At 66.8% G+C, this 15,969-nt stretch carries 13 protein-coding genes; 7 read left to right on the top strand and 6 right to left on the bottom strand.

Going from position 1 to position 15,969, the window contains the following annotated elements; genetic code table 11:
• The first annotated feature begins 374 nt into the window (after positions 1 to 374).
• A complete protein-coding gene (locus tag M9921_09580; GenBank protein ID MCO5297094.1) occupies positions 375 to 632 on the top strand; it encodes a hypothetical protein in 258 nt (85 codons plus the stop codon).
• A gap of 29 nt (positions 633 to 661) precedes the next feature.
• Here M9921_09580 and M9921_09575 read toward each other — a convergent pair whose 3' ends face one another.
• A complete protein-coding gene (locus M9921_09575) occupies positions 662 to 2,587 on the bottom strand; it encodes a DUF2867 domain-containing protein (GenBank protein MCO5297093.1) in 1,926 nt (641 codons plus the stop codon).
• Positions 2,588 to 2,774: 187 nt separating this feature from the next.
• Here M9921_09575 and M9921_09570 point away from each other — a divergent pair, with 187 nt between their 5' ends.
• Complete coding sequence (locus M9921_09570) at positions 2,775 to 3,461, top strand: PEP-CTERM sorting domain-containing protein (GenBank protein MCO5297092.1); 687 nt, start codon at positions 2,775 to 2,777, stop codon at positions 3,459 to 3,461.
• 34 nt (positions 3,462 to 3,495) lie between these two features.
• Here the strand turns inward: M9921_09570 and yjfF are convergent, their stop codons facing one another.
• From yjfF to M9921_09555, 3 genes are read right to left on the bottom strand one after another with little or no spacing between them, the layout of a single operon-like run.
• Positions 3,496 to 4,458 (bottom strand): sugar ABC transporter permease YjfF, encoded by a 963-nt coding sequence (gene yjfF, locus M9921_09565; protein MCO5297091.1) that lies wholly within the window; start codon positions 4,456 to 4,458, stop codon positions 3,496 to 3,498.
• Positions 4,455 to 5,465, bottom strand: a complete 1,011-nt coding sequence (locus M9921_09560; GenBank protein ID MCO5297090.1) for an ABC transporter permease — start codon at positions 5,463 to 5,465, stop codon at positions 4,455 to 4,457. Before M9921_09560 ends, yjfF begins: the two co-directional genes overlap by 4 nt.
• Positions 5,462 to 6,949, bottom strand: coding sequence for a sugar ABC transporter ATP-binding protein (locus M9921_09555; GenBank protein ID MCO5297089.1), 1,488 nt, complete (start codon positions 6,947 to 6,949; stop codon positions 5,462 to 5,464). The genes M9921_09560 and M9921_09555 overlap by 4 nt, the downstream gene beginning before the upstream one ends.
• Before the next feature lie 67 nt (positions 6,950 to 7,016).
• Between M9921_09555 and M9921_09550 the strand changes: the two genes are divergently transcribed.
• From M9921_09550 to M9921_09540, 3 genes are read left to right on the top strand one after another with little or no spacing between them, the layout of a single operon-like run.
• Positions 7,017 to 8,426 (top strand): L-fucose/L-arabinose isomerase family protein, encoded by a 1,410-nt coding sequence (locus M9921_09550; protein ID MCO5297088.1) that lies wholly within the window; start codon positions 7,017 to 7,019, stop codon positions 8,424 to 8,426.
• A complete protein-coding gene (locus tag M9921_09545) occupies positions 8,419 to 10,074 on the top strand; it encodes a ribulokinase (GenBank protein MCO5297087.1) in 1,656 nt (551 codons plus the stop codon). Before M9921_09550 ends, M9921_09545 begins: the two co-directional genes overlap by 8 nt.
• Positions 10,071 to 10,757: an L-ribulose-5-phosphate 4-epimerase gene (locus M9921_09540; protein MCO5297086.1), complete on the top strand. Its 687-nt coding sequence runs from the start codon at positions 10,071 to 10,073 to the stop codon at positions 10,755 to 10,757. Before M9921_09545 ends, M9921_09540 begins: the two co-directional genes overlap by 4 nt.
• A 65-nt stretch (positions 10,758 to 10,822) precedes the next feature.
• Here M9921_09540 and M9921_09535 read toward each other — a convergent pair whose 3' ends face one another.
• Both M9921_09535 and M9921_09530 read right to left on the bottom strand, forming a co-directional pair.
• Complete coding sequence (locus tag M9921_09535; GenBank protein MCO5297085.1) at positions 10,823 to 11,545, bottom strand: phytanoyl-CoA dioxygenase family protein; 723 nt, start codon at positions 11,543 to 11,545, stop codon at positions 10,823 to 10,825.
• 2 nt (positions 11,546 to 11,547) lie between these two features.
• Positions 11,548 to 12,561, bottom strand: a complete 1,014-nt coding sequence (locus M9921_09530) for an ABC transporter substrate-binding protein (protein MCO5297084.1) — start codon at positions 12,559 to 12,561, stop codon at positions 11,548 to 11,550.
• A gap of 39 nt (positions 12,562 to 12,600) precedes the next feature.
• Between M9921_09530 and M9921_09525 the strand changes: the two genes are divergently transcribed.
• Both M9921_09525 and M9921_09520 read left to right on the top strand, forming a co-directional pair.
• Positions 12,601 to 14,925 carry a glycoside hydrolase family 127 protein gene (locus tag M9921_09525; GenBank protein MCO5297083.1) on the top strand — a complete coding sequence of 775 codons (2,325 nt, stop codon included), beginning with the start codon at positions 12,601 to 12,603 and terminating at the stop codon, positions 14,923 to 14,925.
• Positions 14,926 to 15,112: 187 nt separating this feature from the next.
• Positions 15,113 to 15,934, top strand: a complete 822-nt coding sequence (locus M9921_09520; GenBank protein MCO5297082.1) for a glycosyltransferase family 2 protein — start codon at positions 15,113 to 15,115, stop codon at positions 15,932 to 15,934.
• Positions 15,935 to 15,969 lie beyond the last annotated feature (35 nt).

The raw sequence follows: 15,969 nt of genomic DNA, 5'->3' as shown, positions 1-15,969 counted from the left end.
GCTGGTGGTGCAGGGCTCTCCGGTTGCAGGAGGAACCCAGTCGCGCTCGGTCCCGACATCCGGCTCCCTCGACGTTGCTCGGGATGACTTGGGTGGCGTGAGTTGCTTCCCGGTATCTGACGCAACCGGGTAGGGCTCCAAACTACCAGCCCAGCCCCCCTCCGCGCCTCTGCGTGAACCCTCCTAGCGATCTTTGCGTTCCTTGCGTGCAACTCCCCTCCGCGCCTCAGCGCCTCAGCGTGAAACCCCTAGCGCCCGTTGCGTTCTTTGCGTGCCACATACCCCCCTGGACGTGAAATCCGTGGAACCGCCGGCACGCCCCGAGCGTCCAACGGTTCCTGCGCCGGAGACACGGCGCGGACAAGGAGGCTGAAATGACTCGCAGGATGCAGTCGGGCCGGTCAGTCTCCGAGATTCTCTTGCTGTGGGAGCAGGCCACGGACTCGGACTCGCTCCAGAAGAGCGCGCTCCAAACCGGGGTCTACCTCTCGCACGTGCACGACGTCCCGGACGATGTGCTCGAGGCCCTCGACGGGCTGATGGGCATGTTCGGGCCGAGCATGGCGTCGCTGCACCGTGTCCTGCGCTACCTGCGCGAGCTCGAGGAAATCGAGCGGGTGACCGGCAACTAGGGTCCGTTTCGCAACCGTGGAGCGGGCCCTCAGTTCAACCACCAGATCGCCGCATTCAGCGCCGTGGCGAAGGCCACCCACCCCAGATACGGCACGAACAGCCATCCCGCCACCCTTGAAACGCGAGCAAAGAGCGAGCGCGTGACCGCGATGCTTCCCAACAAGAGCACGATCTCCACAAGGGCCCAACCGGGTGCGCGCAACCCGAAGAACAGCCACGACCATCCCAGATTCAACGCAAGCTGCACCCAGTACGCGACCAGGGGCGCGTCGGTCCGCGGACGGGTGCGCCACACCAACCACGCCGCCACCGCCATCGCCGCGTAAAGCACGCTCCACACCGGCCCGAACACCCAGGACGGCGGATTCCAACTCGGTTTGGCCAGCGTCGCGAACCACGTCCCGACCGACGAGGAGGTGGCCCACCCGCCCAGGCCCGCCACGGCGAACGCGGCGACGAGGAACGCGATCAACGCCGCCACCTGCCGACCACGGGGAAGGGCGCGCGGGGCTCCCCGCACGGCGCGTCCGATGCCGTCGAGCATGCCCTTGAACACCAGCCGGTGCAGGGGAAAGATTCCGTACCAGTAGAGAAGGCCCGACAACCCCAAGGGGTCGAACTCCGCGGTCTGACGGATGCGGCTGCCCCGCTCGGTCGGCGTGACCTCGAACTCGAGCCACGCGCGGCCGGGGAGCTTCATCTCCGCCGCCAGTCGCAGGAGGCGGGGAGCCTCGTACGCCTCGACGCGCCAAAAGTCGAGCGCGTCGCCGGGCGCCGCGCGTTCGGTATCGCGCCGGCCGCGACGCATTCCCACTCCGCCCAGAAGCAGGTCGATCGCCCCGCGAAGCTGCCACAGCCAATCCCCGAAGTACCAGCCCGTCGCGCCCCCGATGCGTCGAATCGGGGCGAACGCCTCCTCGGGAGGCACCTCCACTTCGATCGTGCGGGAGTCCACCAGGCGCGAGCCGAAACGCTCGCCTCCCCAGGAGCGCGGTTCCGAGGCCGACGACGAGAGCGCGTCGGACCAGGACGTCTCGGCAAACTCGCGGTCCTCGTTGCGGAGGGCGCTGGCGATGGCAGCGCGGTGGTCGCGCGGATGGATGGCGGGGAAGAGCCTGCGCGCCGAGTCGTCCAAGACGACCGTGGGATGCTGGATCGAGTCGATCAGCGCGCGTCCCACGCGGGCGTACACGGGCGTGACCAAGCCCAGCCACAGGCTGGAAAGGCGCGGGGTCAGGAAGGGCACCGGAACGATGAGCCGGCGCAGGCCCCGTTGCCTCGAATACTCCCGAAGGAGGTCGCCGTAGGTCACCTGATCGGCCCCGCCGACCTCGACGGTGAGACTCTCCGCGATGTCGAGACCCCGTGCCGCGATCAGATAGCCGAGCAGGTCGTCGATCGCAATCGGCTGGGCGAGGACCTCGACCCAACGAGGGGTGATCATGAACGGCAAGCGCTCGGCGAGCGCCCGGATCATCTCGAACGAGAGGCTGCCCGAGCCCAGCACGATCGAGGCGCGAAACTCCAAGACCGGTACGCCCGAAGCCCGGAGGATTTCGCCCACCTCGTGCCGGCTGCGCAGGTGGGGAGACAGCTCGTCCCCGGCCTCGCCCAGCCCGCCGAGGTAGACGATCCGACGCACGTCGGCCGTCCGCGCGGCGTCGGCGAAGTGGGTCGCTCCCGCCCGGTCCCGTTGCTCGAAGGCCTCGCCCGTTCCCATCGAATGAATGAGGTAGTAGGCGGTGTCGATCCCATCGAGCGCCGCCGCCAACGACTCGGGCTCCAGCACGTCTCCGCCAACGACTTCGGTCGTTGGAGCCACCTTGCCGACGAGGTTCTCCGGCCGGCGCGCCAGACAACGGATCGGCGCGCCAAGGCTTTCGAGCCGCGACACCAGGCGCCCCCCGACGTAGCCCGTCGCCCCGGTCACCAGAATCCGGCCTTCTTCAACCACTCCCCTGTTCGACGGCTGGCGGCCACGGCCCGTCGCAAAGGCCGATTTCGGGGCCCGCAAATCCACCGGAAGGAGGGGAATTCGGCTCCGAATCGAGCCAGACCGGCAATTTTGCTGGATACCGCCGTCCGAAACACGCTCTATACTTTGGTTGGGTCGCCCTTGCGCGACGAGGTTGGAGTCTAGGATGAAGAAGCTTCTTTTGTTTGCCGGGATCGGTGCCATCGCCACAAGCTCTCAAGCGGCGGTCCTGATCGATAATTTCATCACCGCGCAATCCCTGACGATCACGGGGCAGGGCGTATTGCTCAACAACCGCGTGGCGACGGGAGCCAACACGCTCGGCGGGACCCGGCAGCTCTACGGCATCAACGACGTCAACCCGCACGGGCTCGTCACGCAGGTGGACCTCGGATCCGGATTCGGCTTCATCGCAAGCGGCCCGCGCGTGGATGCTCGGGTCGAGCTGAGTTACGGGTTCACCGTGGCCGGCGCCTTGGCGGACCTCAATGCCGACCTGACGGCCGGAGGCAACGACCGCTTCCGGTTCGCCTTCGACAGCAACGATCAGGACGTCACGGTCAACATCTTCCTCACCTCCTCCACAGGGACCGGCGGCAACACGCCACTGGCCTTCACCCAGGTCGTGGCGGGCGGTCGTCCCACCACGGCGTTCACGGAGGACATCTTGTTCAGCTCGATCCTCATCAACGCGGCCAGCCTGGCCGATGTGGATCAGATCTACATCCAGTTCGATACGGCCCCGGCGGGCGACGTGGCCCTGACTCGGCTGGAAGCGGTGCCCGAGCCCGCGACGATGGCCGTCCTCGCCTCCGGAGCCTTGGCGCTCCTCCGGCGTCGACGACGGGCGTAAGACGTTCGCGCGGGCGTGGCACCCGATGGCGAAACTACGGCTTGGCGCGCACCTTCAGACCGCCCTCGATCCCCCGCTGCATGGCGATGAACGCCAGCAGCAGGGCGCCGATGAAGATCTTCGTCCACCAGGAGCTGAGGGTGCCCTGGAAGCTGATCAGGGTCTGGATCGTGCCGAGGATCAGCACGCCCATGAACGAGCCGAACACCGATCCGTAGCCCCCTGAGAGCAACGTTCCGCCGATCACGACCGCCGCGATCGCGTCCAACTCCATCGAGGTGCCGGCGATGGCGTTCCCCGACGAGGTGTAGAGCGCGAACAACACGCCGCCGAGCGCGGCCAGCACTCCGCTCAGCACGTAGATTCCCACCTTGACCCGTCCCACTGGGAGGCCCATGAGAAGCGCGGAACCCTCCCCGCCCCCGATCGCGTAGGCCGTGCGCCCGAAAAGGGTCCGCCGGGCCGCCGCGACGCCGAGGAGGAGCACCACCAGGAGCACGATCGAACCCAGGCTGAGCGATGCCTTCCCGGGCAGCCGGACCGAGAACGACGCCATGTCCGTAAAGAGCGGGTGCTTGATCGTGACCGACTCCTTGCTGATCCAAAGGCCGACGCCGCGACAGAAGAACAGACCCGCCAAAGTGGCCAGAAACGGCTGGAGCTTGTAGCGGTGGATCAGCACGCCGTGGCCCAGTCCGATCAGCGCGCCAAACCCCAACGCGGCGCCGATCGCCGCGAAGGGCGGCCATCCGCGCCACTCGATCAGCGTCGCCGTGAGGATGCCCGTGCACCCCACCATCGACCCCACCGAGAGGTCGATGCCGCCCGACAGGATCACGAACGTGAGCCCGACGGCAATCACGCCAAGAAAGGCGTTGTCGGATAGAAGGTTGAAGAACACGCGCGCGGAGAGGAACCCGTCGAACAGCAGCGCTCCGGTGAGGAAGAGCACGAGCCATACCGCGGCGGTGACCGCGGTGGGGAGCCACTCCTTCATGCGCGCCGCGCCTCCGCGCGCCGAGGGCGCTTGAGCGGGCCCGACTGGAGGACGCACACGGCGACGACGACCAGCGCCTTCAACACGAGGGTGCCCTCGGCGGACACGCCGCGCGTGAAGATTGTCGTCGCAAGCGCCTGCATCAGCAGCGCGCCGAGAATCGTGCCGACGAGCGAGAAACGCCCTCCCGCGAGCGAGGTGCCGCCGACGCTGACCGCGAGGATCGCGTCGAGCTCGAGATACAAGCCCGCGTTGTTGGCGTCCGCGGCGCGGATGTCGGCCGCAGCGATCAAGCCCGCGATGCCTGCGCACACGGCGCACACCGCGTAGGCCGCCATCTTCACGCCCCGCGCATCGATGCCCGAGAGCCGGCTGGCCACCGGGTTGCTCCCCACGGCTTCGACGAACATCCCGTAGGCCGTCCCGCGCACCAGCAACCCGCCGACGCCGAACACGCACGCCGCGATCCAAACAGGGTTGGGAACCCCCAGCGTGGCCCCGGAACCGATCGCGCCAAAGGCGGGAGACTGGAACGTCACGATCTGTCCGTTGGTGAGAAGCTGCGCGATCCCTCGGCCGGCGACCATCAGCAGCAGCGTCGCCACGATCGGTTGAATTCGGAATACGGCCACCAACAGCCCGTTGAACACCCCGCAGAGCAAGGCCACCCCGAGCGAGACCGCCACGATGCCCGCAAGCGAGTGCACGGGCAACGCGTTCAACACGCATCCCTCCGGCCGCACGATCAGGCACGCGGCGACAGCGCCGGCGATGGCCATCACGGCCCCGACCGAGAGGTCGACGCCCGCCGTGGCGATCACGAGCGTCATGCCGAAGCCGAGTAGGAGAACCGGAACCGCACGATTCACGACGTCGACCAGACTCCCGTAGAGCCGGCCGTCCCGAACGGCGAGGTCGAAAAAGCCCGGCGTGGCCACGAGGTTGAAGGCCAAAACAGCCCCGAGCGCGGCCAGCGGCCAAAGCAGGCGGGCGTCGAGACGCTTCACGAGCCCTCCTTGGCGATCGCTGCGACCAAGCGCGCCTCGTCGATGGCCTGCCCCTGCAGTTCGTCCACCATGCGTCGGTCTCGAAGCACCACCACGTGGCTGCACGTCCGCACAAGCTCGTCCAGCTCGCTCGAAACCACCACCAGCGCCATTCCCTTGGCCCGCAGCTCTTCGATCAGACCCTCGATCTCGAATTTCGCCCCGACATCGATGCCGCGGGTCGGTTCGTCGAGAAGCAGCAGCTTGGGGTCGGCGGCCAACCACCTTGCCAGCACGATCTTTTGCTGGTTGCCGCCGCTCAGGGTGTCGATGGCCGCGTCCCCCTCCCGCATCGCGATGTGGAGCCGGGCGCGCAGCGTGTCGATCCACTGTTGCTGCTCCCGACGGGAGAGGCGGCGCAGCCAGCCGCGCCGCGCTTGGAGCACGAGCATCAGGTTCTCGCGGATCGTGAGGCCCGGCAGGAGCGCTTCCGCCTTGCGATCCTCGGGTGTCAGCCCGATCCCGAGACGGATGGCGAGCCGGGCCGAAAGCCGCCGCTGGACGCCCTCGAGCTCCAACGAGCCCTCCGTGGGCGCGTCCAGCCCGAAGAGCAGCCGCAGCGTTTCCGTCCTTCCCGATCCCAAGAGACCGGCAAGCCCCACGACCTCCCCGCGAGCGATCGAGAAGGTGAGCCCTTGAACGCCGCCACGACGCCCCATCCCGTTCGCGCGCATCAGCTCGGAGCCCCTGCCCGCGGATGGCGCCCGTGCGGCTGCCCCCAATTCGGCCGCGTCACGGCCCAACATCTGGGACACAAGCTCCAACCGCGAGAGCGCTTTGGCCGTGCGCGTCGCCACGAGACGCCCGTTGCGAAGCACGGTGATCGTGTCGGCGATCTCGAACACCTGGTCGAGGAAGTGCGTGATGAACACGATCGCCAAGCCGTCCTCGCGCAGCTTCCTCAATATCGCGAACAGCGCGGCCACCTCGCCCGCGTCGAGGCTGGACGTGGGTTCGTCCAGCACGAGCACCTTGGCCTCCACGTCGAGCGCGCGCGCGATCGCCACCATCTGTTGGATCGCGATGGAGTGCGAACCCAGGGGCGTGCGGACGTCGAGCTCGATGCCGAGCCTCCGCAGGGCCGCTTGGGCGCGCCGGCGCATCTCGCCCCAGGGCACCCCGCGCAAGTGGCCCAGGCACACGTTCTCGGCGACCGAGAGGTTGGGGACCAGGTTGACCTCCTGGTACACCGTACTGACGCCCCGCGTCACCGCGTCGGCGGGAGAAGCGGGCTGGAAGGGCTTGTCCGCCAGGGTCATCGTGCCCCGATCGCTCCGATGAACGCCCGTCATCACCTTGATCAGGGTGGACTTGCCGGCCCCGTTCTCTCCCATCAGGGCGTGGATTTCGCCGGGCCGCACGTCGAAGTCCACGTCGTCGAGCGCCAAGACTCCTGGAAACCCCTTGCGGATGCTCCGCATCGAAAGCAGCGCGCCCTCGTTCACGAGCCTCATTGTAGTTGCTTGCAAACAAGGAGAGCGCGGTTCGGCCCCCGAAATGGGATCGTACGGCATGAACAAGAAGACAACGCTCGGAGTCCTGGTCGGCAATCGCGGTTTCTTCCCCACCCACCTTTGCGAGGAGGGGCGTCGGCAGGTGATCGACGTCCTTGCCGCCGAGGGATTCGACGTGGTGGTGCTCCCCGTTACCGCGCGCCAATTCGGATCGGTCGAATCCCTGGCCGACGCGCGCGCGTGCGCGGAGCTGTTTCGCGCGCATCGCGACCGGATCGACGGCGTGCTGGTGACCCTGCCCAACTTCGGCGACGAGCGCGCCGTGGCCAACACGCTTCGCTTCGCCGAGCTCGGCGTGCCGGTGCTGGTCCACGCGTTCGGGGACGAGGCGAAGCGCATGTCGATCGCGGACAGACGCGACAGCTTCTGCGGGAAGATGTCGGTCTGCAACAACCTGCGCCAGTACGGGATTCCGTTCAGCCTCACGCACCGCCACACGGTGCCTCCAGACACCGCCGAGTTCCGCGCGGATCTTCGCCGGTTCGGCGCTGTGTGCCGCACGGTCAAGGGGCTGAGGCGCGCGAGGATCGGCGCGATCGGGGCACGTCCCACGGCGTTCAACACCGTGCGCTACAGCGAGAAGCTGCTCGAGGCGAGCGGCATCACGGTCGAGACGTTGGACCTTTCCGAGGTGCTGGGATGGGCCAACCGCCTCGGCTCGGACGACGCCCAGGTACGGGAGAAGCTCGACCGCATTCGGGAGTACACCGAGACCGAGGGAATCCCGGACGAGAGCCTAGACAAGATGGCGCGCCTCGGCGTGGCGATCGATCGCTGGACCGCGGAGGCCGAGATCGACGCCACGGCGATCCAGTGCTGGACCGCCCTCGAGGAGTTCTACGGAGTCGTGCCCTGCACGCTGATGTCCATGATGTCGGACCGGCTGATGGCGAGCGCGTGCGAGACCGATGTCGCCGGGGTCGTCGGGATGTACGCCCTCCAGTGCGCTTCGGGACAACCCTCGGCCCTGCTGGATTGGAACAACAACTTTGGCGACGATCCCGACAAGGCCGTGGTGTTCCACTGCTCCAACCTGCCCAAGTCGGTGTTCGCCGAGCAGCGGATGGACTTCCAGGAGATCATCGCGGGGACCGTCGGCAAGGAGAACACGTTCGGCACCATCGTGGGACGGATGCGGGGCGGGCCCTTCACGTTCTGCCGCGTGTCGACCGACGACGTGAACGGCCGGATCTGCGCCTACGTCGGGGAGGGGACCCTGACCGACGACCTGCTGCAGACCTTCGGCGGCTACGGGGTCGTGCGGATCGAGCGGATGCAGGAGCTCCTGCAGTTCATCTGCCAGAACGGATTCGAGCACCACGTCGCGTTCAACCTTTCCGAAGTCGCCGAGGCGGTGGTCGAGGCGATGGAGAACTATCTGGGATGGAGCGTCTACCACCATGGATGAGCCTCGATTTGCCTTGGGCCTCGATTACGGAACCAACAGCGTGCGCGCGCTGATCGTGGACGTGGCGGACGGGCGAGAACTCGGCACGGCCGTGTGGGAGTACGCGACGGGCGACCATGGGGTCTGGCTCGAACCGGGGAATCCCCACCTGGCCCGCCAGCACCCCCAGGATTGGATGGACGGATTTTTCGAGGCGGTGAAGGGAGCGTTGGCGAAGGCTGCCGGAGATCCCCAGTTCTCGCCGGGGCGGCTGGTGGGCATCGGTGTGGACACGACGGGATCGACGCCTCTGCCCGTCGACGAGGTGGCCATTCCGCTTGCATTGCACGACGAGTTCAAAGACAACGTGCACGCCTTTGCGTGGCTGTGGAAGGACCACACCGCGCACGCCGAAGCGGAGGAGATCACGCGCTTGGCGGAGGCGCGCGGCGAACCGTACCTCTCGAAGTGCGGCGGCACGTACTCGTCCGAGTGGTTCTGGTCGAAGGTCTTGAAGTGCCTGCGGAGCGCACCGTACGTCTTCGCGGCCACCCACACGTGGGTCGAGGCGCAGGACTGGATTCCGGCGTGGCTGTGCGGCGTCCATTCGGCCGCGGGGATTCCCCGGGGGGTGTGTGCGGCAGGGCACAAGGCGATGTACCACCCCGATTGGGGGGGATTGCCCTCGAAGGAGTTCCTCGCCGAGCTGGACCCCCGAATGGGCGAGCTGCGCGCTCGGCTTTACGACCGCGCGGTTCCGGCGGGGACGCGGGCCGGAGGATTGGACCCCGTCCTGGCGGAACAAGTGGGGCTGCCGGGCGGGATCCCGGTTTCAGTCGGGGCGTTCGACGCCCATCTGGGAGCCGTGGGCAGCGGCGTGCGCCCGGGCACGCTCGTGAAGATCATGGGTACGAGCACGTGCGACATCATGGTGGGCGGGGAGGACACCCCGGACATCGCCGGCGTGTGCGGCGTCGTGCCCGGGTCCGTGATCCCCGGCATGGTCGGGATCGAGGCGGGCCAATCTGCGGTGGGGGACCTGTTCAATTGGTGCGCGCAGAAGTTGGGCGATGGACGCCACGAGCCCCTGGCGGCGGAGGCCGCGGGTCTCGCGCCGGGGCAGAGCGGTCTGCTCGCGCTCGACTGGAACAACGGGAACCGCACGGTTCTGGTGGACCCGCATCTCACGGGGCTGCTCGTGGGGCAGACGCTGCACACGACAGTGGGCGAGATCTACCGGGCGCTCATCGAGGCGACAGCGTTCGGCGCCCGCGTGATCATCGAACGGATCCGAGAGGCCGACGTCCCGATCGACGAGATCGTGGTGTGCGGAGGCATCGCCGAGAAGAGCCCGCTGACCATGCAGATCTACGCCGACGTCTGCGGGATGCCGATCAAGACGAGCCGCTCGGCGCAAACCTGCGCGTTGGGTGCGGCGATCGCGGGCGCCGTGGCCGGGGGCGCGCACCCCGATTTCCTCGCGGCCATCGATGCCATGACGGGCGTTCGCCCCGAAGCGTACGAACCTGCAGAGGGCGCCGTCGAGCTGTATGACAGGCTATACGGTCTATATCGATCGTTACACGACGCGTTCGGGGGAGTGGAGACGGTGGACCTCTCGGGCGTGATGAAGGAGCTGGGCTCGATCCGCCGTGAGGTCCAGGCGTGAGCGGGCCTAACGATCGCTCCAGCGCCTTCGAAGTCCTGAAGCGAGCGGTATGCGAGGCGAACCGGGCGCTGCCGGTTGCGGGGCTGGTCACGATGCATTCGGGCAATGTCAGCGGCTTCGACGAGGCGTCTGGACGGGTCGTGATCAAGCCATCGGGGAGCGATTACGAGACCTTGGAGCCGGATGCGCTCGTCGTGGTGGACCTCGCGACCGGCGAGTCCGCTGCGGGGCAGGCACGTCCGAGCGTGGACCTCCCGCACCACCTGTTTCTGTACCGGAATCTGGAGGGCGTCCGTAGCGTGGTGCACACCCACAGCAACTACGCCACCGCGTTCGCCGCGTGCCGGTTGTCGATCCCGCCTGTGCTCACGGCGATTGCGGACGAGTTCGGGGGCGAGATCCCCTGCGCTCCTTACGTGGACAACGAGGGCGAGCACATCGGCGAGGCGATCCTCGCGCACCGGACGGCCCGGGCGCCCGCGATCTTGCTCGCCAACCACGGCGTGTTCGCCTGGGGCCCTTCGCCCGCGGCGGCCCTGAAGGCCGCCGTGATGGTCGAGGATGTTGCGAAGACCGTGTTCCTGGCGCGGCAGCTCGGCACGCCGCTTCCCCTCGACCCCGCCGAGGTGGACAAATGGTGGGACCGCTATCAGAACCGCTACGGACAGCCCGGGAGTCGGTGATCGTCTATCGTCTGTCGCCTATGGCCTCTCCCCGACAAACGACAAACGAAAGACGACAAACGACTCTAGCCCGGCCGCGGGAGATAGGTGTTGACGCCGGGGACGGCCTCGCCGCGCAGCAAGAAGGGGCACCCAGCTTCGGGAACGGTGATCCTCGTCGAAGTCGGTATGTAGCGGATGGTAAGCCCAAACCGCCACTGATCCGAGTGGTTCGGGCCTGAGCCGTGGATGACGTTCGGGTGGTGGATCGACACGTCTCCAGGTTCTAGCTCGAGATAGACCTCCTTGGAGGCGTCGACCAGGGTCGGGTCGATCTCGGAGTGGAGCACGCTGTCGACCTCCGAGTTCTCGCGCATCTCCTGGAGGGAGAGGTGCTGCGTGCCGGGGATGACCTTCATGCACCCGTTGGCGCGGGTGGCCGGGCCGCACGCCAGCCACAGCGTGACGACCTCCATGGGATCGAGCGGCCAGTAGCTCCCGTCTTGGTGCCACAGCACGGGGCGTCCCGTGCGGGGGGCCTTGACGATGTAGTGGCTGGCGAAGAGGGCGATGTTCGGTCCGATGAACTCCTGGGCCACATCCAGAAGGCGATCATCGGAGACGAGGCGGACCCAGAAGGGATCGTTCGGCACCAGCGTATGACCCAAATCCTCGGGCCGCAACTCGGGGTGTTTGGCCATCAGCCACCGGCAGTGCTCGACGGCTTCCCCCGCCAGATCCGCGTCGATTACGCCACGCGCGATGGCATAGCCGTCACGCGCGTAAGCCTCCGCCAACCCCCTCAACACTTTCAATACTTCCGATTGGGCAGCTCGGCGGCGGCGACGGACTGGTCGAAGATGCCGTCCTTGATGATCGTGCGCTTAGGAAGCTGCTTCCCGGCGAGCACCGCTTCGATCGCGTCGAACAGGGGTGGGCCGAGGAGGGGGTTGCACTCCACCGTGCAGTTGATCTTGCCCGCGATCATCGCTTCGAACGCCGCCTTGACCCCGTCGATCGACACGATCACGATGTCCTTGCCGGGCTTCAGACCCGCTTCCTCGATCGCCTGGATCGCGCCGAGGGCCATGTCGTCGTTGTGCGCGTAAAGGGCGTTGATCTTCTTGCCTTCGGGACTCTTGAGCAGGGCTTCCATGACCTCCTTGCCCTTCGCGCGCGTGAAGTCGCCCGTCTGGGAGAAGACGATCTGCATGCCCGGGTGATCTCTCAGCACCTCTTCAAATCCCTTCTTTCTGTCGTTGGCCGGGGCGCTGCCGGGCGTCCCCTGCAGTTCGGCGATCACGGCCTTGCCGTCCATCTTCTTGGCGAGCCACTCGGCGGCCATGCGGCCCTCTTCGATGAAGTCGGAGCCGATGAACGTCACGTAAAGATCCTCCGGGACGTCGGGGCGCCGGTCCGAGACGATGACGGGAATGCCTGCCTCTTTGGCCTCGCGCAGCACGGGCTCCCACCCGGTCTCCACCACGGGAGAGAACGCGATTACGTCCACGCCCTGGGTGATGAAGCTCTTGATGGCCTTGATCTGGTTCTCCTGCTTCTGCTGGGCGTCGGAGAACTTGAGGTCCACCCCGCGAGCCGCCGCCTCCGACTTGATCGACTCGGTGTTCGCCGCGCGCCAGTCGCTCTCGGCGCCGATTTGGCTGAACCCCACGACGACCCCTTTGAGAGTCGATGTCTCGGACGCGCCTGCACTCGTCGCATCGGTCCCGTTTTGCTTATCGACGACTTTCGAATCGGGCGCACAGCCGGCCGCCAACCAAGCGACGCACGCCAGCGCCGCGAACAATCCCCATGCTCTTTTCATCACGCTTCAATACTATCACTCCCCGGGGCTGGGGAAGCCATGCTAGAGTCAATCATGGCGATGTTGCCGCTTGTCCTGGCCGCGTTGGCCACCAGCACCATGCAAAGCACTCCCCCGACCCCGAAGGCTCGTGCCCTCCCGCTCTCGGCGGTGCGCTTGTTGCCGGGACCCTTTCAGGAGGCGATGGAGGCGGACCACCGCTACCTGCTCACGTTGGATCCCCATCGGCTGCTGCACCGGTTCTATCTGAACGCGGGTCTCCCGACGAAGGGCGAGATGTACGGCGGGTGGGAACGGGACACGATCTCCGGCCACTCCACCGGCCACTATCTCTCCGCATGCGCCCAGATGTTCGCCTCGACGGGCGACCCGAAGCTCCTGGAGAAGGTCGACACGCTGCTCGCCGAACTGCAGCGGTGCCAGGACCAGCGTTCGGACGGCTTGGTGTCGGGAGTTCCCGACATCGTGCGGGTCTTCGAAGAGATCCGGAAGGGCGACATCCGCAGCAAGGGGTTCGACCTCAACGGCCTCTGGGTGCCGTGGTACACGCAGCACAAACTGATGGCGGGACTGCTCGACGTACACCGATGGTGCGAACGCCCCCAGGCCCTCGCGATCGCCCGCAAACTCGGCGATTGGGCGATCAACGTCACCCGCGAACTCACTCCGGCGCAGTGGCAGACGATGCTGGCGTGCGAGCACGGGGGCATCGCGGAGTCGCTCGCCGAACTCTCTTCCCGCACGGGCGAGAAGAAGTATCTCGACCTGGCGCTCAAGTTCCACCACGACGCCGTGATGGGGCCGTTGGAGCGCCGGGAGCCGAAGCTGGCGGGCCTCCACGGCAACACGCAGATTCCCAAAGTGATCGGCGAGGCGCGCCTTTACGAACTCACCGGCGCCGCCCCGCAGGAACGCGCCGCCGAGTTCTTCTGGGAGCAGGTGGTGCACGACCACACGTATGCGATCGGGGGCCACGGCTTCGGCGAGTATTTCGGCCCGCCGGGGAAGCTAAGCGATCGATTGGGGCCGAACACGTGCGAGACGTGCAACACGTACAACATGCTCAAGCTCACCGAGCATCTCTTCGCCTGGTCGCCGAGCGTCGAAGAGGGCGACTTCTACGAGCGGGCGCTCTGGAACCACATCCTCGGCTCGCAGAACCACGCGACCGGCATGACGTGCTACTTCGTGCCGCTGCAACCCGGTGCGCGGAAGACGTTCAGCTCGCCGGAAGACACCTTCACGTGTTGCCACGGGACCGGTATGGAGAACGCCGCGCGCTACGGGGCGGGGCTCTACTTTGAAAGCGGCGACGCGCTGATCGTGAACCAGTTCGTCTCGAGCACCGTGGAGTGGAAGGCCAAAGGCGTGACCTTGCGGCAGGAGGCCACCGTGCCCCCCACTTCGATCACGTTGAAGGTCGAAGGTGGCGCGCCCAAGGGTTTTGCCCTGAAGATTCGTTGCCCGGGGTGGGCATCGGGACCGGTCACGGCCCGAATCGGGACCGACACCGTGGGCACCGGAAAGGCCGGGACATTCCTGACGGTCGATCGGGTGTGGAAGTCGGGAGACGTGCTGCGTGTGGAGATTCCCGCCGAGGTCCGAACGGAGTCCATGCCGGACAATCCCGATCGCGTCGCGTTGTTCTACGGACCGCTTGTTCTCGCGGGCATCTGGCCCAGCGGGGCGGGCGCGGAGGCGAAGACCCCCGTGCTGCTGCCCCCTGCGCACGACCCGCAAACGTGGCTGGAACGACGGCCGGGACCGGCCTTGGCGTTTCGCAGCAAGGGCTCGGTCCGACCCGACGACCTCATGTTCCTGCCGTTTTTCGCCGTGCAGCGCGAGCGCTACTCGGTCTACTGGGACGTGTTCGACGCGGCGAAGTGGTCGGCGCGCGAGGCCGAGTACCGCCAGGAGGAGAAGCGCCGCGCGGAGTTGGAGGCGCGAACCGTGGACACCTTGGCCCTGGGCGAGATGCAGCCCGAACGGGACCACGGACTGGAGGGAGAGAAGACGTCGGTCGGGGACTTCGGAGGGCGAAAGTGGCGCCACGCGTGGGACGAGGGGTGGTTCGCGTTCACGATGCGCGTGGACGGGTCTGCCGCCAACACGCTCGTGCTGACCTATTGGGGCGGAGACGGCGGGAACCGCGAGTTCGACATCTTGGTGGATGGAAACGTGATCGCCGCGCAGAAGCTGGAACAGCCCGCTCCCGGGAAGTTCGTGGACGTCGACTATCCGATGCCACGTTCGCTTACCGACGGGAAGGTGCAGTGCCTCGTCCGCATCCAGGCTAGGAAGAGGACCACCGCAGGCGGAGTGTTCGGGGCGCGAGTGGTGCGTGGGAAGGAGCACGCCCGATGAACGGGCGTGGCACCCGACCAAGGCCCAAGGCCAAGGACGGACGCCCAAGGCCCAAGGCCCAAGGACGGACGCCCAAGGCCCAAGGCCCAAGGCCCAAGGACGAAGGACGAAGGACCAAGGCCCAAGGACGGACGCCCAAGGCCCAAGGCCCAAGGCCCAAGGACGAAGGACGAAGGACCAAGGACCAATGAAGATCACGGCCATTGTGCCGACCTACAACGAAGCTGCCAACATCGAGGAGTGCCTGCGGGGCCTTCAGTGGGCGGACGAGGTCCTCGTGGTGGACTCGTACAGCACCGACGGGACGCCCGGGCTTGCCGCGCCGCTCGCGACCCGGGTGGTGCGGCACGCCTACGAGCACTCGGCGGCGCAGAAGAACTGGGCCATTCCCCAGGCGTCCCACGAGTGGATCTTCCTGATGGACGCGGACGAGCGCTGTCCCCCGGAACTTGCGGTGGAGATCGAGTCGGTGCTTGCGGCCGAACCGAAGTTCGACGCGTACTGGATTCGAAGGCGGAACTACTTCCTCGGGAAGGAGATGCGGCACGGGGGGTGGGCCAAGGACAAGGTCATCCGCCTCTTTCGACGCGAACTGCGCTACCAGGACCTTCCCGTCCACGCGGACATCGACGTTCCGTTCGAGCGGGTGGGGACGTTGCGCGAACGGCTCGTCCACTTCAGCATCGACTCGTTGGACCAGTTCTTCGAGAAGCGCATGCGGTACGCGGCGTGGGCGGCGAGGGAGCTGGACCGCGAGGGCAAACGGGGCTCGACGTTCCTCATTCTCGCCCGCGGATCGCTGCACTTCCTGAAGATGTACGTGTTGCGCGGGGGCTTTCTCGACGGGAAGCACGGGTTCGTGCTCGCCTTCCTTTACTCGTTTTACACGAGTGCGAAATACGTGCGATTGTGGGAGCGCCAACTTCCCCCGCACCCGCGTCATGGCGTTCGCAACCAAGGCGCCGTCCGTCCCATGGAGGCGCGGGAATCAGGCCCGCAAGAGGGGTAGGCCGCTCACTTGTGATATCCTAATTGCATCTTATT

Source organism: Fimbriimonadaceae bacterium (assembly GCA_023957775.1).
Classification (GTDB): domain Bacteria; phylum Armatimonadota; class Fimbriimonadia; order Fimbriimonadales; family Fimbriimonadaceae; genus JAMLGR01.
Note: the sequence above shows the minus strand (reverse complement) of the source record. Positions and strands in the feature narration are given on the sequence as shown.